Below are 23,122 nucleotides of genomic sequence, written 5' to 3'. Positions count from 1 at the left end.
CTCTCAGGAACAAATCTTTTTCAATTTGGCTAATTTATCTCCCGTTGGGCGATGAGTAAAGTGGCCTACATTCATCACCTGAACGTGCCACCGGAGACTTTCAATGTTCAACCGCCCCCTTATTCTGCCCGCCATCGCATTGGCGGCATTGTTTACTTTCCCGAGTGTAGTCAACGCGGCGAATAACCCGCCTCTGGAGCGCTGGCGAAGCTACGCCGGCGTGAGCTGGGATGCCGCTCAAGACGGAAAGATACCGGCGACGTTTTCCGGTTCGGTCAATGCCCCTATTGCGGGTATCCACTTTGATGCAATGGACCGGGCCTTTGTCAGCACGCCCCGGCTGGTTTCAGCTGCGGCTCCCGCGACATTAAGCATTCTTGATACCACTGCGCAGTCTGGCCCTGCCCGCCTGACGGCGTTTCCCTCCCGCGAGGGGAATGCGGTAAACACCGATCCCGCTGAGAGCCTGCGCAACGTGCTCGGTTTTTATGTTGACCGTAAAAACGGCTGGCTATGGGCGCTGGACATGGGGTTTGTTGCAGGCGAAACAGAATCCCCCGTGGGGGCGCAGAAACTGCTTGTACTGGATCTCCACTCTGGCCGCACTATCAAACGTATCGCCCTGGATGGCGTAGCGGACCGCAAGGCCAGCTTCCTTAATGATGTGGTGGTCGATGAGAACCGCCGTGTCGCCTATATCTCCGACAGCGGCTCGCGGAGTGCGCCGGAAAACCGTGTGGGCGTGATTGTCGTGGACTTCGCCACCGGTAGGGCACGACGCGTACTCGATCGTCACCCTGCGCTGCAGATTGAACCTGGCGTTAACGTTGTCTCGCACGGGGCTGAAGTATGGCCGGGTAAACCATTGCTGATTGGCATCAATGGCATTGCACTTTCTCCCGATGCGAACACGCTGTACTGGACAGTGACAACCGGCACGCGTGCTTATGCGGTACCGACCGCAATACTCAGACAGCCAGCTTCAACCGATGTGCAAATCGCCGAACAGATCCGCGATCTGGGCAGAGTGGGAGGCAACACCGACGGTATGGTGACAGATGAAAAAGGTAACCTCTACATTACCGATGTCACACGCAATGGTATCGTCAGATACGACCCTAAGACCCTTTCCATGTCGCTGATTGCGGCAAGCGAAGAGGTGCGCTGGCCAGACACGCCGGCAATCCGTCCGAACGGAGACCTTGTATTTACCTCGAGTCGCCTCAGTGACCACTTCGCGGGAGTCGTTAAACCGGGAGAGGAACGCTATGATTTGTGGCGCTTGCGTCTCGATGCTTTACAAAAATAAGGGCAAATAAACCAGGAGCCCAGCATATGGGGGCTCCTGATTTTACACGATCTTATTTCCTTAAAGGCTGAACGTGGTGTCTTCCCCCTGCTCAGGAAGAAGCGGTTAACATTGCGCTCCTGGATATTCCGTGAGCCGCATTTTACTTCACGCTTCACCGAAGTAACGCACGTTTGCACAACGTAGACTGGGCCTTCGTTAATCAGAGGATGATAAAATGAAAACCCAGCAGGTCGATTTTGCTTCTTTATATTTTGGTACACCGGTCGCCATTATCTCCAGCCAAAATCCTGACGGTTCAACCAACCTGAGCCCGGTCTCCTCGTGGTGGATCCTTGATCGGAATATCGTATTCGGGCCTGGCACCTCCGGAAAGTGTTATGAAAATATCATGGGCAACCCCGATATTGTTCTGAACATTCCGGACAGCAGGCTCTGGCCGAATATTGAAGCTATCGCAAATAAAACGGGAAAAGCATCCCCACCGGAATGGAAGAAAAAGATGGGATATGTTTTTGAACCGGATAAGTTTAGCTGCGGAAATTTCCATAAAGAAAAGGCAGTAACGATTAACTCATTGAGAATTAAAGAGTGTCCTGTACAAATAGAGGCTCGGGTTTGCGGTATAGCGCCCCTGACAGGTTCACAGGGGAACCTGGTGTCCGTTGATGCCGCGATAACCTGCGTCCACGTTTCTGAGGCATTATTAATTCGTACTCAGAGAGGGGTGAAATTTAACGTGCAGAAATGGAATCCCCTCTATTACCTGTTTCGCCACTATTTCTCGCTGGGTCACCGGCTCGGTCATAACTTCCGACACGATGAGTAAACCGGCCTTTTTGACAGCGGAAAGGTTTAAACTTTTCGTGAGATTCTTTCTTTACGCCCCTTAGTTCCTATACTCGAGCCATATTCGCCACCGTATTAACACATGTCACGCGCACTACGTTGTGCATGACATGTGAAGATATTTTGTTCCGGAAAAACGTCTATGTCGAAACTGGATTTAAAATCAAAAAAAACCTGGGGCGCGCTGGCAGCGATCGCCGTTGTCGCCGGTACGCTGGCATCTGCTTTTGCATGGACGGCGGGCTGGCTTGGTTCACGCACGGTCAGCCAGGCACTGGTAGGTGAAACACCGAAACCCTTCCCGCCGGGTTTTCGCCGCGCGCATGGAAAAGGCATCTGCTTTACCGGCACCTTTACGCCAAACGGATCGGCGGATTCTCTTTCAACCTCCCGCCTCTTCTCGCAGCAGGAAGTGCCCGTGGTGGGCCGGTTCTCTATTGGTACCGGCGATCCGCATGCCCCGGATAGTACGACCAAAACCCTGAGCATGGCGCTGCTGCTGAAGACAGATGACAAGCAACAATGGCGAATGGCGATGAACAACGAGCCTTTCTTCGCCACCCACAGCCCGGAAGGTTTTCTGGCCTTGCGAAAAGCCACGGCTGTTGATGCGGCCACCGGGAAACCGGATCCGCAGCGTCTCGCAGATTTTTTGAAAGCGTACCCGGAGGCGGAGAAATACCTTAAATGGGCGGCACAAAAACCCGCGCCCGGCAGCTTCGCGGGCGCGACGTTTTACAGCATTAACGCCTTTTATCTTGTGAACACGCAGGGGGATCGTCAAGCCGTTCGCTGGATGATGCGTCCGCACGAGCCTTTCCTTTCTATGAGCGATGAACAACGACAGAAAGCCGATGACAACTTCCTGTTTGAAAACCTGCGTCAGCGTCTGGCGCAGAAGCCACTCTACTGGGATTACGTTTTGCAGCTCGCACAGCCGGGCGATCCGGTGGATGATCCTTCCCAGCCATGGCCGGAGGATCGCAAGCAGATGGTGGCCGGCACGCTGGAAGTGACGCGGGTCGAAGCACAATCCATAGGCGCGTGCCGCGACGTTAACTTTGATCCTTCTGTCGTTCCTGCAGGCGTTGCGGTGTCTGATGATCCCATCTTAAACGCCCGCTCCGCAGCCTACTCCCACTCTTTCAGTCGCCGCGAGCGGGAAATCGGCTACGGCAAGGCCACTGAAGCCGTGCAAAAGCAGGAGGTAAAATGAGCCCGAATAAAAATATACGAGAGCACGCGCCGCAGCATTTCAATATCCTGGCGCGAAGCCTGCACTGGCTGATGGCGGGGATGATCCTGGCGATGCTTTTCATCGGTGCCGCGATGATGACGTCGTTACATCACCGGATTTGGTTAATCGACCTGCACCGGCCGCTGGGTATCGCCATTTTACTGCTGGCAGTGGTGCGTCTGGTCAACCGGCTCCTTAGCCGGACGCCTCCACTACCTGCCGATTTGCCCGTCTGGCAGGTGCTTGCCGCAAAGGCATCACACTGGATGTTGTATGGGTTAATGCTGGCAATGCCACTGCTGGGCTGGGCGCAACTGTCGGCAGCGGGCCTGCCGATTGTGATGTTTGATGGCGTCAACCTGCCGGCGATTGTCCCGACCAGCCCAGCGCTGTATGCCTGGTGTCACGACGCCCATAGCCTTCTGGCAAAGTTGCTTTTTACTGTGGTGCTGGTCCATCTCTCTGCCGCACTCGTTCATGCGTGGATCTACCGGGACGCAGTGTTTTCCAGCATGGCGAAAGGGGGGAAGTCGGCGTCAGCCATCCAGGATGACATGAAGTAAGGCAAGCGATATGGGACACGCACCATCAGAATGGTCGTGTCCTCGCTTATCGTCGTCATCCTGAAACAACGGACACAACCGGGACGCGTATTTAGTCTCCAGATTCGCGCCCCAAAAAGCCACGGACACCCCAAAATTGTCGTGGAAGTTAATATCAATCAATTAAAGCGATTATTTTTTAAACAGAAGAGCATTTGTGCCCACAATTTTAGCTTTTATCAAAAAGTTAAGCGTCGCTCGAGTGTCAAACTCTCTGTCATCCGCAACACATAACCCATTGATTAAAATGCGTTTATCTCAACAAAAACGATAAAACCCCTTACTCCCCAACAAAATATATCAACTCGTGTGATATCTAAATTATAATTCTTATACTTATGTTAAAAAGGTGGAGGTCAAAATGCGATTAACCCTACTGCTGTTATGCTGTCTCGTACAAAGTGTAACCTGGGCTGGCGAACTGCCAAAACCAGTTGGTAAACCCATTTTAACGATTTACGGTAATATAGAAAATACCAATGAAAATGGAAAAGCAGTGTTTGATCTCGCCAGCCTTGAAAAACTGGGTGTGGTCAGTTTTGAGACGACATCTCCTTGGTATAACGGTCGTACGAAGTTTGAGGGTGTTCCCATGAATAAACTCATGGATTATGTGGGTGCGAAGGGAACTAATGTTAATGTTATTGCGCTCAATGATTACTCTACCGTGATCCCTCTCAGCGACTTTAAAAAATACAACGCCATACTTGCCTTAAAGATCAATGGCGAATATATGCGCATTCGCGATAAAGGCCCATCATTCATTGTATACCCCTATGACAGTCTTCCTGAGTTGAATAATCAAATTTATTACTCGCGTTCAGCATGGCAGGTTAGCAAAATGAAGATTGAGTAGTCGTTCAGGAGAACATAATGAACAGGATACTGGTTGGTATCATTTTTTCTCTTTTTATCACGACAGGATATATTGCATTTCTTGTTTACGATCGACAGCAGGAATTGCAAAAACTGACTCAATACACTGAGTCCTGGTCCGTGGCACAACTGGTATCAGAGTATTACCGTTTTGAATCATGGCTTGGTCTATACGCAACCGATACCGATGACGTTACGATAGACCAGGTTCGCATGCGTCTTGAAATTATGCTAAGCCAGAGCGATTTAATGAATGGGGGAGATTTAGGTCGCTATATTGACAGCGATAAAGCGCATCAGGAGCTTGCTTTTCGCTTAGAGAAAATACTGGCCTATCTGGATAGTCATCTTGAAAAAATGAGCCATCCAGAGTTACAGGCATACCTGACAAATATGCACGATCTCGACGCACCGCTGAGCCAACTTTCTGCAACGGCACTAACGAAAGATATTAACACGGTTAATGAATCCAACCATAAAATACAGATTCTTTATTATATTTATTCGGTACTTTCATTATTACTGGTGATATTAAGCTTTATTCTGGGTTTCTTAATGATCTACCAGAATAAAAACATTCTCAAAGCGCACATGCAGGTTAAAAGCCTTGCTGACGAGCTTCAGATATCAAAAGAAACGCTGCAAATTCAGAACTCGAAGCTGGAGTATGATGTTTATCATGACTCCCTCACCGGCATGAAGAACCGCCTTTTCTTCTGGGACGATCTCAACAAAATTACTCTTCAGGCCGATAAAAACCACACCCCTGTCACGGTAATGCTATTTGATTTAGACCGGTTCAAGGAGGTCAACGATACCTATGGCCATGATGCCGGAGATTTGCTGTTGAATCAGGTATCCAGACGCCTCACCTCAATGAGCAGCGCCACTGATACGTTTTACCGTTTGGGCGGAGACGAGTTCGCCCTTTTGTCCAGTGGCCTCACCGAAACAGCAGCCGTTTCGCGCGCCAAAGAGATCAGCGAGCATATCAGCCAGCCCTATACGATTAATAACCAGCTGATAAAAATCGCCACCTGTGTGGGTATTGTTTTATCTGATAATGAAAGGCGCTCTGATTATCTTTATAAATTTGCCGATCTGGCGCTCTACGAAGCCAAAAAAGAGGGTTCACATCAGATAAAAGTCTTCCGTCAGTGGATGCTGCAAAAGTTACAGGAAAGCAGAACCCTTGAACATGATATGGCACTGGCGATCGATAACCATGAATTCGTTGTTTATTACCAGCCTATTGTCGATTCATTCAGCAATGAAATTTACGGCTACGAAGCGCTTATTCGCTGGATACACCCGGTTAAGGGGATACTGTCACCTGATTACTTTATCTCTGTCGCTGAAAAAACGGGGATGATCAATCAGATTGGCAAAAATGTGCTTGAGCTTGCCTGCCGGGAAGCGGTCTCCTGGACGGTTCCGGCAAGGATCTCTGTTAACGTCTCACCCGTTCAGCTGGGCACGAAATCCTTTACGGCGATGGTACAGTCCATCCTGAAGGAGACAGGGCTTCCGGCAAACCGTCTTGAATTAGAGGTTACGGAGTCTTCGCTCTTCAGTGACAGCAATACGCCGATCACTATTCTCAAAAAGCTAAGAACGCTGGGTGTAAAAATTTCAATCGATGATTTCGGGACGGGTTATTCGTCGCTCTCACGGCTGATTGAACTGAATTTTGATAAAATTAAAATCGACAAATCCTTTGTGAACCCGATATCCACGCAGGATGATGCCCTTAATATCGTTAAATTGATAACCGGCATGGCGAAGAGCCTCAATATGAGGGTCATTGCAGAAGGCGTTGAAACCGAAGCGCAGCTTGAACGTCTTCAGGCGCTTGGCTGCGATCTCGTGCAGGGATACCTGTTCGGAAAACCACAGGCTGAGATTGACAGGAAGATTAGATACGGTTGAAATGGTTACGCGGTTGTTTCTGGCCCTAAACCCTTCAGGTGATTGATAATCAAAGGTTAAACAATGAAAAAAACAGCCCCGGAATATACGCCTGTTGATTTATCTCGCTGGGCCAGGAAGGAACATTTTGAAGTATTCCAGTCATTTGCTGAGTGTACAATTAACCAAACGGTTCTGATCGACATCACCGCGCTGCGAAAACATATCAAAGAGGTCGGCTGGAAGTTTTATCCGACGATTATTTCCCTCCTCTCTAAAATCATGAACCGGCATCCTGAATTCCGTATGGCCATGAAGGACAATGAGCTTGTCATATGGAATGAAATTCATCCCAGCTACACCATCTTCCACCCAGAAACGGAAACCTTTTCGTCATTGTGGAGCCACTTCGACGGCAATATTCATCACTTCCAGAACACGTATGCAGAAGATACGGCCCGCTATGGAAATAGTCTTTCATACTGGCCTAAGGAAGAGTCCCGTGAAAACGTCTTTTTCGTCTCGTCTATTCCGTGGGTAACGTTTACGAACTTTACGATGAACATTGCGCACATGAAGAACTTCTTTTCTCCTATGTTCACGTTTGGAAAATACTACGAGCAGGATGGAAAAGTGTTGTTACCTCTCGCGGTGCAGGTCCATCATTCGGTGTGCGATGGTTTCCATGTGGCAAGGATGTTTAATGAGCTGCAGGTGATGTGTGATGGTTTGCCAGCGCTGTCGGAAGAATGTAATGGCTAATGCGCAAAAATTGGGCATACTCTTTATCATAAGTAATATAGTATCAGGGTGATGCTTTTCCATAACTCATCCTTCCGCTCGTCAAGCTAGCAGACAATGCTCCTCTCGTGTCAGCCTTCATTTTTTATGAGGGGTATTTTACCGGTCATTTCCCACCATTTTTTTGCAGTGGTAATCAGTAATCGTAACCGGATATCCATAGCTTTTACCCGCCGCCTTTGGCCTGGATAGCATTTTTACACACTGCTCCAGTGTAAGCTTATGGGAAGAATAATGTTTCCATGTGACAGGCGCTCCCCCTGCCTTGTGTATTAATCCTGTGATTAGATACATTTTTCCTTTCTTAATGCTTCTATATAGATAATATTAATTACTGAAACTTATACTGAGTGAATCAATCCAGCATTAACAATCTTTTGTTGTTTCAGATTCCGAAATATAGTACGTTCTGTCCGACTTGAAAGCCAGACCATCAACATATGACTTACAGCGATATATTCTGTAAGAAATAAATTATGAACGCTTACGCTCTCAATTCCTACAGACTTGATGACAGCCCGGTAATGTCTATGGACTACTTTAGCATCTTTATTGCTGGCCTTAATCCTGGTGACATATGTTTCAACACCCTGTGAAATTAATTCCATACTTCTCTGAGCCGCAGAACTTAATGTGAAATGAACATTATAATTGTAATAGAGTGAGACCTGTGCTGTTCTTTTCATCAAAGAGTGAAGATCTATTTTGGCAGACCAGAAATAATACCTAAACTTTGCTTCTATATCACAATGTGCGTTTGGCAAAAAAAATATAAACTTACACGGCATACATCTGAAATAATGACACAACTGTTGATGCAACTTTCTGTTTTTTATGTATAAATAGCAAATCCCTTCTTCAATGACTTGTTTTTTATTAAATATATCTTCCGGGCGAATGATGTTTGCATTTACCATATAAAAAAGGCTAGCAATACCCAGTGCAAAAAATTGATCATCAGAGATAATATAAACTCTTCGCAAAATAAACATCCTGTTATACGTTCTTCCTGTCACGTCTGTAATAATTATCACCTCTGAATCCGTGAAGATTATCCTAGTATTTTAGCGGGAGATTATGCACTCCACGTAGAATCCCTCTTTCAATCGTAATATAACCACCTGTTTTAAGATCCGATAATATCCGCATTATACTGCTTCGGGACATGCGGGTTTTACAGCGGATATAGTTCTCAGCCGTAATGAGTTCCCTGATTTCACTCGGCTTTGCCATCAATTCAATCAACTGATGGCGGATTGACTCATAACTGTTAGGCGTCGATAGTCTGTAAATGACTTCTGATACAGATGAAATAAGCGCCATTTGATAACGTGCGAACTCTTCCCATAAATTTTGAGTCGATAATAAATTAAACAATGCTTCTTTGGAAACAATCGCAACCTCGGATGCTAATAATAGCTTGATAACATATTCTGTTTCACTGTCTTTAATGAGTGGTATGTAACCTCTTAGTGTCGGCGCATCAAAAATTTCCAGTAATACTCCGTCAGGATACCGATACAACGAAACCGCACCGCTTTTAATGAAATAACATTTTTCGTTATGTTTTTCATTAATAGTAAACCGTGTATTTGCACCATAAATCTCATAATTTAAAAATGGTTCAATTTTTTCCATTATCACTTTAAGATAATGGGTATCAGTGCGGGTTGATTTTTTTTTCATAGTTGCAACCAAAACAAGCCAGTAGGTATAATATATAGCACAGGTTTTGCATTTATCAACTTAATGCTTATGTTTTAAGGTGATGGACTTCAACTGTTCACACCAGCAGTTTACAGACGTTGCATCAAAAAATATAAGATTCATATTTTTATCAAGAATCAGAGGTATACAGGGATAATGCTCAGGTTTCCCCTCATTCAGAAGGGCACTCACTTCACCTTCGGCAAAAATACTCAAATCAAAAAAACGCAAATACCATTTTTTAAAATCCTCAAACGAGTGGAGGACAATAAGCGTCTGTTTTTCCGTTTTTAAGTTAATCACGGTTTGCATAAATCTCCCGTTGAACCTTTTATACGATATCAGATAATGCTTTTAAGCATAGCCTTAAGGCGTAGAAACTCAAATAATTATCGAGTCCAAATTGGGATCTATAGCAAGTAACCTGCCAATAATCAGCAAGTAACCTGCCAATAATCAACTCATTGAAATATAATTTTTTAAACTTCCATTTATAACCATACTGTATTGTCACTTTTTATCAGTCATATAATAACAGCACAAAAATTTATTTTTTGGCTTTATTTAATGAAAGCATAGCAATAGCAGAAGCTGACTAATCATTATTACGGACATGGCTTTATTTTTCATATATTAATTCGTTTCAAGTGAAAAAGTTGGTTCATTGCCACAATTCATGAGGTCACAATGAATCCTAACTTATTTAAATTCTCGGGTACAAAACAAACCACTCGCATTCAGTGAGATAAAAAATGCCTTGCTTCCGGATTAAGATGACTTTGACGTTCCCAGTTCTGCTGTAAAAATTAACAGGGAATGTCTCTCTCACTCAGTCATAACTACATCCGGAAAGCTTTGCGATGAAAAAATTCTGACATGCGGCCAAAACGAATAACTTTCTGCGCCCATTTTGCCGGGCTGAGATACCGTTTCCGGCATGAGTAAAATCCGCCTGCTGGTGTTCCAGAAACCGATCCCCTTCCCAGCCTGACTGCGTCCTTCTGCTTCCCCACAGCCCACCGCCTAAACGTCCGCGCATGATTGATCCTCAGTATGGTGCCGTCGACGTTCACCATGCTGTTCGGGCCACCCGACATGTCGGTCATACGCAGCGCGGACCGGCTATCGGTAACAGGATCTGCCCATGGTAACGAGGCAGAAGAATATCTACGAACATGATCCCCTTCTTTGTTACCTTTGAAGTAAAAAAAAAGAATGAGACTGCCAGAAAGTTCACGCCTTATCAGGGTGCTCGTGTACCGTCAGGAGCGTGAGAGAAGTGCTGGCAGAGCCGGTATACCACTCATTACCGATTTACGCAGCCACAAGGCCGCACATCCGCCTTAAATGCCTGTCGGGATGGTTTAGAGACGGTGGCTACGTCATCTGATTAGGATTGATTGTGGTTCGTGTTGACTGTGCACGCTTTGTACCTGTTAGGGCTTTACAGCGACAGACCGCTACGTGTTTACGTCCCTGAGTAGCCACTGTTAACTATAGCGGCAACTGTTGGTCATAGAATCCCTTAAAAAAGATTGTATCTTGAGAACAAGATTTATCTCAATCCATTGTTTTTTTTAAAGGATTTTGTTGTGTGAGTGCCGATAATAGGAGTCGAACCTACGACCTTCGCATTACGAATGCGACGTTATTATATTTTTACCCCTTTAAAAACCTACTCTTAAAACAAGTAATTCATTATAAAACATTGTGTTATTAAAAACACCTGTTGATAAAAATTGACAGGTGTTGATGTTTATTCCCCCATTTTACTTACACCAGCAGTTACATTATGGTGATGTAACATTTCTCATCTGGAGCCCCAAAATGGCACTTCCAAGACAAAAACTCACCTTCGAGCGCATTCGAAAATTTGCTTTATCTGAAGGAAAAACCCAGGCATTTCTTTGGGATGCGGACGTAACTTCCCTGGCATGTCGGGCAACTCGCGGAACAAAAGCTTTTGTGTTCCAAAGCGTATATGCGGGAAAAACCCTTCGCATGACCATTGGCAACATTAACGATTGGAGGATTGATGATGCCAGGGCCGAAGCCAGGCGGCTGCAAACATTAATCGATACTGGGATAGATCCGCGTATAGCTAAGGCAGAAAAAATTGCTGAAGAGGAATCACAGCAGGCTGAATCTCGTAAAACGAAGGTAACCTTCACAAGCGCTTGGGAAGATTACCTTGAAGAATTGAGAACCGGAATCAGCGCAAAAACTAAACGCCCATATTCTACTCGATACATTGCCGATCACATTAACTTGTCCAGCCGTGGAGGGGTAAGTAAAAAAAGAGGCCGGGGCCCAACCTCGGCTGGACCATTGGCTAGCTTACTCGACCTACCGTTATCGGAACTAACACCAGAGAACATTGCCGCATGGCTAAGTACAGAGAGACAAAATCGGCCTACCGTCACTGCTCATGCCTACCGGCTGTTGCGTGCATTTATCAAATGGGCTAATTACCAGAAAAAATATCAGGGAATAATCCATGGCGATATTGCACAAGATCATAACGTGAGAAAAGTGGTTCCAGTATCAGCGAGTAAAGCGGGAGATTGCTTACAAAAAGAACAGTTAAAAATCTGGTTCAGTGCCGTACGTAGCCTCAATAATCCCATTGCATCGGCCTATCTCCAAGTACTTTTGCTCACCGGTGCACGGCGTGAAGAAATTGCGTCACTTCGGTGGTCTGACGTAGATTTCAAATGGTCAAGCATGAGGATTAAAGACAAGATCGAAGGCGAACGTATCATCCCTCTCACTCCTTATGTTTCTGAGCTGTTAAGTGCGCTAGCGCAATTCCCAAATTCTGACGTAAATAAGGAGGGTTGGGTTTTCAGAAGTAACAGCAAAAGTGGCAAAATTATTGAACCGCGTTCAGGACACAACAGAGCGTTAGCTCGAGCTGAGTTACCACATATCAGCCTTCACGGCTTACGCCGTAGTTTTGGCACTCTTGCTGAATGGGTTGAAGTGCCAACAGGTATTGTTGCTCAAATTATGGGACACAAACCAAGTGCACTGGCGGAAAAACACTACCGCCGTCGTCCGTTAGATCTGTTGCGCAAATGGCATGAAAAAATTGAGAGGTGGATCTTACAGCAAGCAAATATTGTAAAAAAATAACCGTTGATATGCGTTGATTTCATTTAATATCAATAGATTACAGAACAACATCCATCGTTGACATAAGTGTATTTTAAGGTTTAAATTCCATCGTCCACTTTTAAATCAGGAGATAAAGCATTATGTCTAATTCTTTGATGAGTTCTGCGCAAACTAGCTCAAAGGCTCGAATAGTACGGGTCGTGGGTAAGATCAAAGTTGTTCGTTCTAGTAAGCAGCGACAAACCTGTGCTGAGTCCATATTTCAGGAAAGACAGATGAACATCAGGATTCGAGCTGCTCTTGGACACCTCAATGAAAAAAACTCTTTATACAATAAAAACAATCGACATAAAACTTTGGGCGTTTTTTTTGCACGTATCATCTCGCACAAAAATCTGGCCGAAAACTCGCAAGGTAATGCGTCTAAATCAACTAAAAGTACCTCATCCGGCTCAAGCGAAGGTAGTGACCCTGACCCTGAAGCTTATTCAAGCTTGGCTTTTTCGTTTTCTTTTTGGTCCTTTCTTTCCCTTCTAATTTCATTACTTTTTGTATATGCCTGCATCTCAATCATTGAGGTGGTAGCATGAGCATATATGAGCAATCCAGAACATCTTTATCTGAACTTGTTTCCACAAGTGAGTTAGCACATCTATTAAACCTTAAAGCCCAAACAATTCGAAAATGGCTTTGCCAAGACAAGCTGCCTAATGGTTTACCACGCCCAAAGAAAATTAACAGCCGACATTATTGGTTACGCAAAGACATTGATAGGTTCCTATTAACCTTCTCAGTATATTGTAATTAACAGCAGCCTCAAAATCATAACTCCCCAGCTATTCTAAAGAATAGCTGGCTTAATTAACAGAAACAATCCGTCAATAAAAGATACTAAATCACCACCGTTTATCACATTTTACATTAACGAAAGTCAAGGATACATATGAAAAAACGCATCACTTTCAGCGCAAACAAAAAATCAACTATTGATGCAATCGACGACTATAGCAATGCAAAAGGATACTCTAGGTCAGAGGTGATATCATTTTTGTTAAACGCCACAGCCCCAGCATTGAATAAAATAACATCGCAATATCATATAGCTCAAACTTTGGAGTCAACATTAGGCTGTATTTTTGAAGAGAAGGCCCCCTCAATCGCACGGGGTGAGCCAAAATTAACTTACGAAGAGTTTTTTTATTCCGTCTGGAACACTCACATTCGACACCGGAACGAGGTTGTCGATCAAGATTTTTATGCGCACAAAATACCTCATGATAAGATGGGTAAGAGCGAAAAAAAATTAATTCATGAAAAGCTCTCATACATTATAAAAAGTTTCAATGTAAAAAAAGCAATTTTTATTTACACAGATCGGCGCGTGAACCGCAAACATCTCATTGCAGGAGGGTTATCTAATATCATACTGATAAAGGACACAGTCTACGATGGTTGTTTTTTTGATTTGAGCAGCATTGTGATTATGCCAATCTTTGAACTTATTACATTTGGAGTTGAGGCAGTATTGAAAAGAAATAAAACTCCCCCTAAACAATCATGCTATTGCTGGATACCAATTTATTACACAAATGATCTAGCGGTAATGGTTCCGGTAATTGCCGAAGGCGATACACCTCAAAAGGCGATGAAAGGAGGAGATGCCATCATTATTAATCCCTTTAACGGTGAAGTAAACCATACATTCTGATACCAATGTTAAGCATAACCACTTAGTTTACATACATCTCGACAGTATGGAGTTATTGCCTAATAGCTAGATGAGAGCAAAAGATGCCTACTAACAAAACAAAACCAAAGAAAATGCAGGGAAGACCTGAAGGAAGTAAATATTCTTATCTAATTCAGAATGAGAAGGCTAAGCATTACTCTCAATCCAAGGTGGCAAAGATCTTAGGAATAAGCATTTCCACGGTAAAAAGATACTGGGATAATGGTATCTTTGGATGATCATAATTGCAGAGTTACTTTTTAAGTATTTTACTGCACGGGTAATGGGTTGATAACAAGTTTTATTGTTGGAAAGGTATTATAAAGCAATCATTACTACCAACAGTTAATTAACATAACTAATTACAGACATTCAACTATGTCTTATCATATTACTATATACGGCTATCGAAAGCCGTAGGACTAGCTACAGGATCGAAACATGGAATTATATCATGGTTCACATGGTGAGCATGTGCTCGCCTATAAAAAAAATATTGAACGAGTCGTCAATGATGCACTCAGTGAATTCCCCAGAACAATGGCATTACGTGTTGATGTACATTACCCCCCCATTCTAGACAGAGGTGATACTGTTTGCTGTTTTCCTAATCTAGAGCCTGGTGCCATATCCCGTTTCCGTAATGCATTAAATGCCATGTTGGAGGCCAATGAGAGAGCCAGAGCCGCCAACGGTAAAAGAATATATCCAAACCGAGTTCGTCATGTTTGGGTAAGGGAGTTTTCCGAAGAGGGAAAATGTCATTTTCATATTGGTCTTTTTTTTAACAAAGATGCTTATTACCATTTAGGTGATTATGAGGCTGAAAGCAATTTAAGGATGATGATTGTAAGAGCATGGTATAGCGCACTGGGATTGGAACTGGATGATTATCCGGGATTGGCTCACTACCCTGAAAATTGTCGTTATATATTAGACGTCAATGATTTTAACTTTGAAGGAGAATACAATAAATTACTGAATCGTCTTGACTACCTGGCTAAACTTGATACAAAAGTATACGGAGATGGCGACCGTAGCTTCGGCTGCAGTCGCGGGTAATTTATTTTTTTACAGAAATGGCCTTTCTTATGGATGGAAAGGCCAAACCCATCAGTTAAAGATGGTTGTTTTACTATAATCCAACGACCTCATCCCCGATATTAGTCAAAATCATTAATTCTTTAATCTCTCGTTGTGCCAACTGTAATTCAAACTGCTCTTGAATTAACATCCACTTCGACCAACTTCCACCGACTACATGCGATAACCGGAGTGCCATAGCTTTCGTCAGTGAAACTGAACCGTTCAACAATTCAACTATCTCTTGCTCGCGACATCCCATGTAAACCGAAAATTTATTCAGTCCTATATTTGATACCGCTAGTATTTCGGCCAGTTTAATGCCGGGATGATCAGGAAGTAAGGTCATGCCGTATTCATCCTGATAAATTCCATAAATAGAACAGCCAGTTTCTCTCAGTTCTCGTAAATTCTTCCCTGCAAACTTCAGCTCGTGTGAAAGCCCGAGAAACTCACCAGTAAATTCATATTCTGCTTCAGGCCTATGGTGGCATTTGATCAATGCAAATGCCGCCCCTACTTTTTCAACTGTTACAGTACCTTCGGTTTTACGATACATGTCTGGTCGGTTGATCTGCCAGACAAAGTCTGGTCGGTTCAACGGGAGATACCCCATTTTCTGGTATAGCCAAGGGGCGCTGTCAGTGACCAGCATTATCCGTCGCAGGCGTGACATCAATGGATGGGCGTGACAGCATTCAATCAACCAACGACCGAGGCCACTTTTCTGATAGTCGTTCAGCACGTAGACGTCGCACAAATAACCAAAAGTGGCAAAGTCTGTCACCAGACGGGTGAAACCGATCTGTCTTGTGCCATCCAGTAGGCCAAAACAAAGGCTGTTCTGGATAGATACACTGACCGTTTCTATATCAATACCAGGAGCCCAGGACGATTGCGAAAGGTAATCATGAATGGCTTCCAGCTCAAAAAAGCGGGATCGGTTGTGACCGTAAACAGGTCTTTAGTAAAACTGAGATGCGGGTTATCCACTGATTAACTCCTTGTAAACGAATATGTGACGAGACAGGACCGAACGGTATGTTGGGTAACTCTCAGGATGATTTCTCATGTACCGTCATGATGAACACCAATGGGCTCGCTCCTCGGTTTTCATAGCAATGCGCAACGTCTGTTCTCGCGGTTGCCGAACAGTTGGTGTTCACTTGATACAGGTGATCTTGTACACCCAGTGTGAGTGTGCCTTCCTGGACGTAAAACAATTCAAGCGTTCCATCTGTGTGGCCGGGGGAAGCAAACTTTTCCCCCGGTTGCATTTCCCACATCCACATCTCGGTCATATCAGGGCCACCTGATCCTGCAAGCAGTCTGGCTCGTCCGCCTTTTTCGCCTTGCCATAATTCGGGGATTTCCTCTTCAGCGATGAGATGCACCGTTGGTTTCGAACTGACATCCACAAAGTCTGCCACCGAAACCCCCATCGCGACGGCCAGGCGGCACAACAGAGCAATACTGGGATTTGCCCGGCACCCCTCAATTTCAACCAGTGCACCCTTGCTGACGCCCGCCCGGCGGGAGAGTTCATCAAGGGAGATTTTTTTTTGTTTGCGATACAGCTTAATCCGCTGAGATACAGCTTCATTTACTGTGCTGGCAATCGAACCAGCATCGGTCATTAAATTGACTTTTTTAGTCATTGGTCATTATCATGATTTAAATTGGTCATTACAGGATTATTCCGTGTTAACAGTATCTCCGTCAATTGCCCCTGAAATTTATCGTATTGCACCCGGTTTCCGGGCACTCAGTATCTATGTAAACGCTGCGCCGGTGCTGAACCCTGATATTGGTGAAACAGCGCTGAGAGAAGCTTGTGAAGCGGTTCTTGTCGGTGAGCCTGAGTGGGCAGAATCGCATTTAGCTGCATGGGCTGAGATTTTTCAGACGTTTGGCGCTAAGCCTAAACGCACCCCTTGTTCAGCTGATGCGTTACGTAAGCGTGTATTACGTGACGGCGCGATGCCAGCACTTGACCCCATCGTTGATCTCTATAATGCCGTTAGCCTTCGCTACGCCGTGCCGGTGGGGGGCGAGAACATTGCTGCCTATCAGGGGCTACCACGCCTCGTTGTGGCAACAGGCACTGAGCCGTTTGATACGGTAAAAGAGGGTGAAATCGCCGTTGAATATCCTTCGCAAGGTGAAGTTATCTGGCGTGATGATGCCGGTGTGACCTGCCGTCGCTGGAACTGGCGACAAGGAGTCAGAACCCGCTTAGATGTGGAAGCACAGCACATGTGGTTTATTCTGGAGAGTCTGCCGCAAATGCCACTGGAAAAACTTCACGAAGCCGGGAAGATGCTGACCGATGGCCTCGAAGCAATGACGCCAGGTCTGCGGGTTGACGTAACTCTCATTGAAGAGCAACAACCGTAATACCATTGAGGAGAAACACCATGTTCACCGGCTTGTCTGCTTTCCCAATGACCCCTGTTACCGCCAACGGCGTCGATGAAAAGGGATTCAATAATATTTTGGCCCGCCTTACGACGGCACGGGTGGATTCAATGGGTATTCTGGGGTCTACCGGTAGCTACGCCTATCTAACCCCGGAGCAGCGCAAACGTGTCGCGACTCTGGCAAAACAGGTTGCTGGGGATATCCCTGTTATGGTGTGTGTGGGGGCAGTCAGGGAAGGTGCGAATAAGCAGGTCATTTCTTCCCAAGCTGACTCGCTGATTAAAATTTCGCGGATCTGGGCCGATTTTTTTCCCGCAAACACATCGAATCAGCCTATTTAGGCTATTTTTTCCACCATTTCTGGCGTTATTTCCGGTTTTTACTGAGATCTCTCCCACTGACGTATCATTTGGTCCACCCGAAACAGGTTGGCCAGGGTGAATAACATCGCCAGTTGGTTATCGTTTTTCAGCAGCCCCTTGTATCTGGCTTTCACGAAGCCGAACTGCCGCTTGATGATGCGAAACGGGTGCTCCACCTTGGCACGGATGCTGGCTTTCATGTATTCGATGTTGATGGCCGTTTTGTTCTTGCGCGGATGCTGCTTCAAGGTTTTTACCTTGCCGGGACGCTCGGCGATCAGCCAGTCCACATCCACCTCGGCCAGCTCCTCGCGCTGTGGCGCTCCTTGGTAGCCGGCATCGGCTGAGACAAATTGCTCCTCTCCATGAAGCAGATTACCCAGCTGATTGAGGTCATGCTCGTTGGCCGCGGTGGTGACTAGGCTGTGGGTCAGGCCACTCTTGGCATCGACACCAATGTGGGCCTTCATGCCAAAGTGCCACTGATTGCCTTTCTTGGTCTGATGCATCTCCGGATCGCGTTGCTGCTCTTTGTTCTTGGTAGAGCTGGGTGCCTCAATGATGGTGGCATCCACCAAAGTGCCTTAGGTCATCATGACGCCTGCTTCGGCCAGCCAGCGATTGATGGTCTTGAACAATTGACGGGCCAGTTGATGCTGCTCGAGCAGGTGGCGGAAATTCATGATGGTGGTGCGATCCGGCAGGGTGCTATCCAGGGATAATCGGGCAAACAGGCGCATGGAGGCGATTTCGTACAGGGCATCTTCCATGGCACCGTCGCTCAGGTTGTACCAATGCTGCATGCAGTGAATACGCAGCATGGTCTCCAGCGGATAGGGCCGTCGGCCATTGCCCGCCTTGGGATAAAACGGCTCGATGACAGCGGTCATATTCTGCCATGGCAGAATCTGCTCCATGCGGGACAAGAAAATCTCTTTTCTGGTCTGACGGCGCTTAGTGCTGAATTCACTATCGGCGAAGGTGAGTTGATGGCTCATGATGTCCCTCTGGGATGCGCTCCGGATGAATATGATGATCTCATATCAGGAACTTGTTCGCACCTTCCCTAAAGCACTCGTATTGACCGTGGCGGCTACCACATTCTGTCTGATGACCAGCCCGGCGTTCGCGGTTGAGGAAACCACGCCGCAGAATATGACCTGTCAGGAATTTATGGATATGAACCCAAAAAGCATGACCCCGGTGGCCTTCTGGGTAGTGAATCGCAACACCGACTTTAGCGGCGGCGACTATGTTGACTGGCATGAAGTCGAGACCGTTTCGGTACCGAAAATGCTGCAGGAGTGCCACAAGAACCCCGCCGCTAAACTTGGCGATCTCAGCGCGGTCATCAAAAAATAACCCCCCCGGCATCAGGCCGGGGAAACCCGCCGCGCTGCGGCGGGTCCCGCTTTACTCATCGATACCGCATTCGCACGGCAGAAGGCGGCCGATAAGCTTGCGATACAAAAACGCCCCGATAATCGCCCCCACCACCGGCGCCAGCAGCGGCACCAGAAAGTAAGGGATCGCCAGCCCACCGGTAAAGGCGATCGAGCCCCACCCGGCCAGACTGGTAAACAGTTTTGGGCCGAAGTCGCGCGCCGGATTCAGCGCAAAGCCGGTTAGCGGCCCCATCGACGCGCCGATCACGGCGATCAGCAAGCCAATCAGCAACGGCGCCAGCGGCCCGCGCGGAATTCCGTTGCCGTCGTCGGTCAGGGCCATGATCATCGCCATCAGGATTGCCGTGATGGTGGTCTCAACGGCAAACGCTTGTATAAAAGTGATATGTGGATGCGGGTACGTGGAAAAGACCCCGGCCAGGTTAAGGCTGGCGGCAGTGCCGCGCACGATATGCTGACTCTGTTCAAGATCGAGAAACAGCTGGCGATAGAGCCCATACACCAGCGCGGCGGCGCAGAAGGCCCCGGCCGTCTGGGCAACAATAAACGGCAGCACCTTGCGGCGTTCAAAACAGGCGAACAGCCACAGGGCAATGGTCACCGCCGGATTAAGGTGCGCGCCGGAGACACCGGCCGTCAGGTAGATGGCCATGGCGACGCCAAGGCCCCAGATAATACTGATCTCCCACTGACCAAAGCTGGCCCCGGCGACCCGCAGCGCAGCGACGCAGCCCGCGCCGAAGAAAATGAGCAATCCGGTGCCAAGAAACTCGGCCACGCACTGCCCGGTTAAGGTAGAAGTCTGGTTCATTATCGGCATCCTGAAATAGCACGTTAAAGAGAGAGGCTGGCGCGAGCGCCCGTTTAATTCGCCTGACCGGCCAGTAGCAGCCCGGTGGCGACCGCATTGCGCGGCCCTTCTGTTCCCCGAATATTGCCCTGCCCGGCGACTACGCCATAGTGCGACAAGGCTTCCGTGATAAGCTGCGGGATCTCAAAGTCCAGCGATGAGCCGCCCACCAGCACCACAAAGGCGATATCGCGAATGGAACCGCCGGGTGAGACCTGGCGCAGCGCGCGCAGGCAGTTGGTGACAAACACTTTCTCTTTCGCCTGCCGGCGCACGAGACGAATTTTTTCCAGCGGGCTGGCGTTATCGATCGGCACCAGTTCGCCCTCCTTGATGTACACCACTTTGGCGAACACCGCCGGGCTGAGGGCTTCCCGAAAGAACTCCACCGCGCCATTCTCGTGACGAATACTGAACAGGCTTTCCACTTTGGCCAGCGGGTATTTTTTTATCGCTTCCGCCAGCGAAAGATCCTCGAGGCCCAGCTCGGTTTTAATCAACAGGCTGACCATATTCCCCGCCCCGGCGAGATGGACCGCCGTTATCTGCCCCTCCGCGTTGACGATCGCCGCATCCGTCGAGCCGGCGCCGAGATCGAGGATCGCCAGCGGCGCCGCACAGCCGGGAGTGGTTAACGCCCCGGCGATGGCCATGTTGGCCTCCACGCCGCCCACCACCACCTCGGTCTGCAGTCGGGCGCTCAGTTCGCGGGCGATAACCTGCATTTGCAGACGGTCCGCTTTCACCATCGCCGCCATCCCGACGGCATTTTCCATGGCGCACTCGCCGGCCATCCCGCCCTGCACCTTGCGCGGAATAAACGTATCCACCGCCAGCAGATCCTGGATGTATATCGCGCTCATCTCATGGCCGGTCAGGGACGCCATTACCTTGCGCACCCGCTCAAGCATGCCGCCGGCGTGAGTGCCCGGTTCGCCGCGGATGTCGCGTACCGGAGCACAGGCGCTCATCGCCTGCATGATGGCTTCCGCGCCCTCGGCGACATCGGCCTCTCCGCGGCGCTTTTCGCCGCTAATGTAGAGGTTGCCCGCCGGGATCACCCGCGACTGCACGTCCCCCTGCGGGGTCTTGAGCACCACCGCTGAACGGTTGCCAATCAGGGCGCGGGCGATGGGGACGATGGCCTGGGTCTCTTCCGGGCTTAGCCCGAAGAAGGTGGCGATCCCGTAGGGATTCGACAGGATCCGCACCACCTGGCCCGGCGCGGCCACTTCCACCGCCGCCATCACCCCCTCGGGGACCTGCTCCAGGAGCGTCACTTCATCTACCACCGGCAGGGTTTTACGCAGGCGGTTGTTCACCAGCACGCCGTCGTCCTTTTTGAGGATCGCCGCCACCACGTTGATCCCCCGGTCGAGCGCCTCATTGAGCCACCACACGGCGTCAAGGAAATCGACGGCGTCGTCAATCAGTACGATCCACCCCTCGGCATACTGCGCCGCCGGCAGCGTCGCCAGCCGCCCGAGGGCGATAGTCGTCCCCACGCCAACGCCCACCCCGCCCGGCGTCTGCGGGTTATGACCGATCATGGTCGATTCGGTGATAATGGTCTCGGTGATGGTCTCCATCGCCACATCGCCAATCACCGGCGCGGCTTCGTTAAGATAGATGCGAGAGACATCGCTCATCGACCACGGTGTTTTCGCCAGGGCCTGCTCCAGCGCGGCGAGGGTCCCGGCGATATTGTCCCGCGTCCCTTTCATGCCCGTCGTCGCGACGATCCCGCTGGCAACAAACGCCCTCGCCTGCGGGTCGTCGGACGCCAGCGCCACCTCGGTGGTGGCGTTGCCGATATCAATCCCGGCTATTAACGGCATGCTGACCTCCGCTTAGCTTCCTTTACGCAGCTTATGCCGCTGCTGATACACTTCCGCCGACTCCCGGACAAAGGCGGCATTCACTGTCGCATGCCAGGTGTGCTCCAGCTCGTCGGCGATCGCCAGCAGCTCCGCCTGCGAGGAGCGGAACGGGCGCAGCGCGTTATAGATAGCCAGAATGCGCTCGTCAGGAATGGCGATAAGCTCCGCCGCGCGGCGGAAATTGCGCGCCACCGCATGGCGCTGCATCTGCTCAGCAATCTGCGCCTGGTACTCAAGGGTCTGGCGGGAGATCCGCACATCCTGCGGGCCCACCTCGCCAGAGAGCACCTTCTCGAGGGTAATATCGGTCAATGGTTTGCCGGTAGGCGTCAGGATATGCTCCGGGCAGCGGGTGGCTAACGGATAATCCTGCACGCGCATGGTTTTCTCGCTCATGGTCACTCCCTTACTAAGTCGACGTGCAGGGTGACGGGCTCGGCGTCCTGCACCACATGTTTGGTCTCTTTGATATGAAATAGCGCGGCTTTGGCCATAAATTTCGGCCGCACCATCTGATCGTTCACCACCGGCACCGGCGAAGGTGACTCTTTGCGCGCATAGCGCGCGGCGTTTTTGCCAATCTGCCGGTAGGTTTCCAGCGTCAGCAGCGGCGCCTGGGAGAACAGCTCCAGGTTGCTGAGCGGCAGCAGATCGCGCTGATGGATGACCGTGGTCCCCTTCGACTGGATACCGATGCCGATCCCCGAGCCGCTCAGGTTGGCAGCATCCCAGGCCATAAAGGAGACGTCGGACGTGCGCAGAATGCGCACCACCCGGGCGTGAAGCCCCTCTTCTTCCACCCCGGCAATCAGCTCTTTGAGGATCGCGCCATGGGGCATATCGATCAGAGTGTGATGCTGGTGTTTATCGAAGGCAGGGCCGACGCCGATCACCACTTCATCGGCGCGTTCATCGGCAGAAGCTACCCCGCCCTCGCGGGTTTTCAGGGTAAAAGAGGGCTGAATTTGGGTTGTCTGTTGCACAG

Annotated in this window: 23 protein-coding genes, 1 tRNA gene and 4 pseudogenes; 15 read left to right on the top strand and 13 right to left on the bottom strand. The window is 48.5% G+C overall.

Annotated features, from left to right (window positions below):
* Nucleotides 1-103 precede the first annotated feature (103 nt).
* The 7 genes from WM95_RS05120 to catA all read left to right on the top strand — a co-directional run bounded on the left by WM95_RS05120 (nt 104) and on the right by catA (nt 7,543).
* A complete protein-coding gene (locus WM95_RS05120) occupies nt 104-1,309 on the top strand; it encodes an L-dopachrome tautomerase-related protein (protein WP_088544656.1) in 1,206 nt (401 codons plus the stop codon).
* Between the two features lie 217 nt (nt 1,310-1,526).
* Nucleotides 1,527-2,138 (top strand): flavin reductase family protein, encoded by a 612-nt coding sequence (locus tag WM95_RS05115; protein ID WP_063408770.1) that lies wholly within the window; start codon nt 1,527-1,529, stop codon nt 2,136-2,138.
* Nucleotides 2,139-2,300: 162 nt separating this feature from the next.
* The gene (locus WM95_RS05110) at nt 2,301-3,374 is read left to right on the top strand and encodes a catalase family peroxidase (protein WP_063408771.1); all 1,074 of its coding nucleotides are present in this window, start codon (nt 2,301-2,303) and stop codon (nt 3,372-3,374) included.
* Complete coding sequence (locus WM95_RS05105) at nt 3,371-3,958, top strand: cytochrome b (protein WP_063408772.1); 588 nt, start codon at nt 3,371-3,373, stop codon at nt 3,956-3,958. Before WM95_RS05110 ends, WM95_RS05105 begins: the two co-directional genes overlap by 4 nt.
* 400 nt (nt 3,959-4,358) lie before the next feature.
* Entirely contained in the window at nt 4,359-4,853 is a 495-nt protein-coding gene (locus WM95_RS05100) for a molybdopterin-dependent oxidoreductase (protein ID WP_045356353.1), read from the top strand.
* Nucleotides 4,854-4,870: 17 nt separating this feature from the next.
* The gene (locus WM95_RS05095; RefSeq protein WP_088544655.1) at nt 4,871-6,802 is read left to right on the top strand and encodes a putative bifunctional diguanylate cyclase/phosphodiesterase; all 1,932 of its coding nucleotides are present in this window, start codon (nt 4,871-4,873) and stop codon (nt 6,800-6,802) included.
* Nucleotides 6,803-6,865: 63 nt separating this feature from the next.
* Entirely contained in the window at nt 6,866-7,543 is a 678-nt protein-coding gene (gene catA / locus WM95_RS05090; protein ID WP_063408774.1) for a type A chloramphenicol O-acetyltransferase, read from the top strand.
* A 138-nt stretch (nt 7,544-7,681) separates the two neighbouring features.
* On the opposite strand, the gene WM95_RS27815 is transcribed toward catA, so the two are convergent.
* From WM95_RS27815 to WM95_RS27380, 5 genes are all read right to left on the bottom strand, one after another.
* A complete protein-coding gene (locus tag WM95_RS27815) occupies nt 7,682-7,876 on the bottom strand; it encodes a DUF1187 family protein (RefSeq protein ID WP_074166117.1) in 195 nt (64 codons plus the stop codon).
* A 47-nt stretch (nt 7,877-7,923) separates the two neighbouring features.
* Nucleotides 7,924-8,616 (bottom strand): hypothetical protein, encoded by a 693-nt coding sequence (locus WM95_RS05085; protein ID WP_127851117.1) that lies wholly within the window; start codon nt 8,614-8,616, stop codon nt 7,924-7,926.
* Nucleotides 8,617-8,638: 22 nt separating this feature from the next.
* Entirely contained in the window at nt 8,639-9,268 is a 630-nt protein-coding gene (locus WM95_RS05080) for a helix-turn-helix domain-containing protein (RefSeq protein ID WP_063408776.1), read from the bottom strand.
* 60 nt (nt 9,269-9,328) lie between these two features.
* Complete coding sequence (locus WM95_RS05075; RefSeq protein ID WP_023310510.1) at nt 9,329-9,601, bottom strand: hypothetical protein; 273 nt, start codon at nt 9,599-9,601, stop codon at nt 9,329-9,331.
* Between the two features lie 1,290 nt (nt 9,602-10,891).
* Nucleotides 10,892-10,968 (bottom strand) — tRNA-Thr (locus WM95_RS27380).
* Between the two features lie 73 nt (nt 10,969-11,041).
* On the opposite strand from WM95_RS27380, the pseudogene WM95_RS05070 reads away from it, so the two are divergent.
* The 5 genes and pseudogenes from WM95_RS05070 (at nt 11,042) to WM95_RS05045 (ending at nt 15,197) form a co-directional block, all read left to right on the top strand.
* Nucleotides 11,042-12,441 (top strand): annotated as a pseudogene (locus WM95_RS05070) (tyrosine-type recombinase/integrase).
* 240 nt (nt 12,442-12,681) lie between these two features.
* On the top strand, nt 12,682-12,996 hold the full coding sequence (locus tag WM95_RS27100) for a hypothetical protein (RefSeq protein WP_094320684.1): 315 nt from the start codon (nt 12,682-12,684) through the stop codon (nt 12,994-12,996).
* Complete coding sequence (locus WM95_RS05060; RefSeq protein WP_003847740.1) at nt 12,993-13,214, top strand: helix-turn-helix domain-containing protein; 222 nt, start codon at nt 12,993-12,995, stop codon at nt 13,212-13,214. The genes WM95_RS27100 and WM95_RS05060 overlap by 4 nt, the downstream gene beginning before the upstream one ends.
* 135 nt (nt 13,215-13,349) lie before the next feature.
* The gene (locus WM95_RS05055; RefSeq protein ID WP_006809977.1) at nt 13,350-14,114 is read left to right on the top strand and encodes a hypothetical protein; all 765 of its coding nucleotides are present in this window, start codon (nt 13,350-13,352) and stop codon (nt 14,112-14,114) included.
* 462 nt (nt 14,115-14,576) lie between these two features.
* On the top strand, nt 14,577-15,197 hold the full coding sequence (locus WM95_RS05045) for an inovirus Gp2 family protein (RefSeq protein ID WP_023336807.1): 621 nt from the start codon (nt 14,577-14,579) through the stop codon (nt 15,195-15,197).
* Between the two features lie 568 nt (nt 15,198-15,765).
* On the opposite strand, the pseudogene WM95_RS27375 reads toward WM95_RS05045, so the two are convergent.
* Both WM95_RS27375 and WM95_RS05035 read right to left on the bottom strand, forming a co-directional pair.
* Nucleotides 15,766-16,211: pseudogene (locus WM95_RS27375) on the bottom strand (GNAT family N-acetyltransferase); the annotation flags it as partial.
* A gap of 62 nt (nt 16,212-16,273) precedes the next feature.
* Complete coding sequence (locus WM95_RS05035; RefSeq protein WP_001581470.1) at nt 16,274-16,876, bottom strand: helix-turn-helix domain-containing protein; 603 nt, start codon at nt 16,874-16,876, stop codon at nt 16,274-16,276.
* A gap of 43 nt (nt 16,877-16,919) precedes the next feature.
* On the opposite strand from WM95_RS05035, the gene WM95_RS05030 reads away from it, so the two are divergent.
* Nucleotides 16,920-17,615, top strand: a complete 696-nt coding sequence (locus WM95_RS05030) for a B3/B4 domain-containing protein (protein WP_023336806.1) — start codon at nt 16,920-16,922, stop codon at nt 17,613-17,615.
* Between the two features lie 20 nt (nt 17,616-17,635).
* Nucleotides 17,636-17,881 (top strand): annotated as a pseudogene (locus tag WM95_RS05025) (dihydrodipicolinate synthase family protein); the annotation flags it as partial.
* Here WM95_RS05025 and WM95_RS27770 read toward each other — a convergent pair.
* The gene (locus tag WM95_RS27770; protein ID WP_305955147.1) at nt 17,783-18,037 is read right to left on the bottom strand and encodes a hypothetical protein; all 255 of its coding nucleotides are present in this window, start codon (nt 18,035-18,037) and stop codon (nt 17,783-17,785) included. The pseudogene WM95_RS05025 and the gene WM95_RS27770 sit on opposite strands and share 99 nt — an antisense overlap.
* A pseudogene (locus WM95_RS05020) lies at nt 18,019-18,999 on the bottom strand (IS5-like element ISKpn26 family transposase). The gene WM95_RS27770 and the pseudogene WM95_RS05020 overlap by 19 nt, the downstream one beginning before the upstream one ends.
* Before the next feature lie 34 nt (nt 19,000-19,033).
* On the opposite strand from WM95_RS05020, the gene hdeB reads away from it, so the two are divergent.
* Entirely contained in the window at nt 19,034-19,363 is a 330-nt protein-coding gene (gene hdeB / locus WM95_RS05015; protein WP_032642469.1) for an acid-activated periplasmic chaperone HdeB, read from the top strand.
* Between the two features lie 51 nt (nt 19,364-19,414).
* On the opposite strand, the gene WM95_RS05010 is transcribed toward hdeB, so the two are convergent.
* Genes WM95_RS05010 through WM95_RS04995 form a run of 4 tightly spaced genes read right to left on the bottom strand, consistent with a single transcriptional unit; the run spans nt 19,415 to nt 23,120 of the window.
* Nucleotides 19,415-20,218 (bottom strand): MIP/aquaporin family protein, encoded by an 804-nt coding sequence (locus tag WM95_RS05010; protein WP_032669189.1) that lies wholly within the window; start codon nt 20,216-20,218, stop codon nt 19,415-19,417.
* Between the two features lie 53 nt (nt 20,219-20,271).
* Nucleotides 20,272-22,095 (bottom strand): diol dehydratase reactivase subunit alpha, encoded by a 1,824-nt coding sequence (locus WM95_RS05005; RefSeq protein ID WP_002917661.1) that lies wholly within the window; start codon nt 22,093-22,095, stop codon nt 20,272-20,274.
* Nucleotides 22,096-22,107: 12 nt separating this feature from the next.
* A complete protein-coding gene (locus WM95_RS05000; RefSeq protein WP_002917670.1) occupies nt 22,108-22,533 on the bottom strand; it encodes a glycerol dehydratase small subunit DhaB3 in 426 nt (141 codons plus the stop codon).
* A gap of 2 nt (nt 22,534-22,535) precedes the next feature.
* Entirely contained in the window at nt 22,536-23,120 is a 585-nt protein-coding gene (locus WM95_RS04995) for a propanediol/glycerol family dehydratase medium subunit (RefSeq protein ID WP_002917672.1), read from the bottom strand.
* Nucleotides 23,121-23,122 lie beyond the last annotated feature (2 nt).

The sequence above is a fragment of the Enterobacter cloacae complex sp. ECNIH7 genome, assembly GCF_002208095.1.
Classification (GTDB): Bacteria; Pseudomonadota; Gammaproteobacteria; order Enterobacterales; family Enterobacteriaceae; genus Enterobacter; species Enterobacter cloacae_M.
The sequence above is the reverse complement of the archived record's forward strand: the minus strand, read 5'-3'. Positions and strand labels throughout refer to the sequence as shown.

Bases quoted from the DNA above. Each gene is read 5' to 3' on its own strand.
- WM95_RS05010 (WP_032669189.1), bottom strand. From the start codon at position 20,218: ATGAACCAGACTTCTACCTTAACCGGGCAGTGCGTGGCCGAGTTTCTT.
- WM95_RS05005 (WP_002917661.1), bottom strand. From the start codon at position 22,095: ATGCCGTTAATAGCCGGGATTGATATCGGCAACGCCACCACCGAGGTG.
- WM95_RS27815 (WP_074166117.1), bottom strand. From the start codon at position 7,876: ATGTATCTAATCACAGGATTAATACACAAGGCAGGGGGAGCGCCTGTC.
- WM95_RS05060 (WP_003847740.1), top strand. From the start codon at position 12,993: ATGAGCATATATGAGCAATCCAGAACATCTTTATCTGAACTTGTTTCC.
- WM95_RS05115 (WP_063408770.1), top strand. From the start codon at position 1,527: ATGAAAACCCAGCAGGTCGATTTTGCTTCTTTATATTTTGGTACACCG.
- WM95_RS05080 (WP_063408776.1), bottom strand. From the start codon at position 9,268: ATGAAAAAAAAATCAACCCGCACTGATACCCATTATCTTAAAGTGATA.
- WM95_RS05035 (WP_001581470.1), bottom strand. From the start codon at position 16,876: ATGACTAAAAAAGTCAATTTAATGACCGATGCTGGTTCGATTGCCAGC.
- WM95_RS05075 (WP_023310510.1), bottom strand. From the start codon at position 9,601: ATGCAAACCGTGATTAACTTAAAAACGGAAAAACAGACGCTTATTGTC.
- WM95_RS05120 (WP_088544656.1), top strand. From the start codon at position 104: ATGTTCAACCGCCCCCTTATTCTGCCCGCCATCGCATTGGCGGCATTG.
- WM95_RS05100 (WP_045356353.1), top strand. From the start codon at position 4,359: ATGCGATTAACCCTACTGCTGTTATGCTGTCTCGTACAAAGTGTAACC.
- WM95_RS05095 (WP_088544655.1), top strand. From the start codon at position 4,871: ATGAACAGGATACTGGTTGGTATCATTTTTTCTCTTTTTATCACGACA.
- WM95_RS05000 (WP_002917670.1), bottom strand. From the start codon at position 22,533: ATGAGCGAGAAAACCATGCGCGTGCAGGATTATCCGTTAGCCACCCGC.
- WM95_RS05055 (WP_006809977.1), top strand. From the start codon at position 13,350: ATGAAAAAACGCATCACTTTCAGCGCAAACAAAAAATCAACTATTGAT.
- WM95_RS05110 (WP_063408771.1), top strand. From the start codon at position 2,301: ATGTCGAAACTGGATTTAAAATCAAAAAAAACCTGGGGCGCGCTGGCA.
- WM95_RS05105 (WP_063408772.1), top strand. From the start codon at position 3,371: ATGAGCCCGAATAAAAATATACGAGAGCACGCGCCGCAGCATTTCAAT.
- WM95_RS27100 (WP_094320684.1), top strand. From the start codon at position 12,682: ATGAACATCAGGATTCGAGCTGCTCTTGGACACCTCAATGAAAAAAAC.
- WM95_RS05045 (WP_023336807.1), top strand. From the start codon at position 14,577: ATGGAATTATATCATGGTTCACATGGTGAGCATGTGCTCGCCTATAAA.
- hdeB (WP_032642469.1), top strand. From the start codon at position 19,034: ATGATCTCATATCAGGAACTTGTTCGCACCTTCCCTAAAGCACTCGTA.
- catA (WP_063408774.1), top strand. From the start codon at position 6,866: ATGAAAAAAACAGCCCCGGAATATACGCCTGTTGATTTATCTCGCTGG.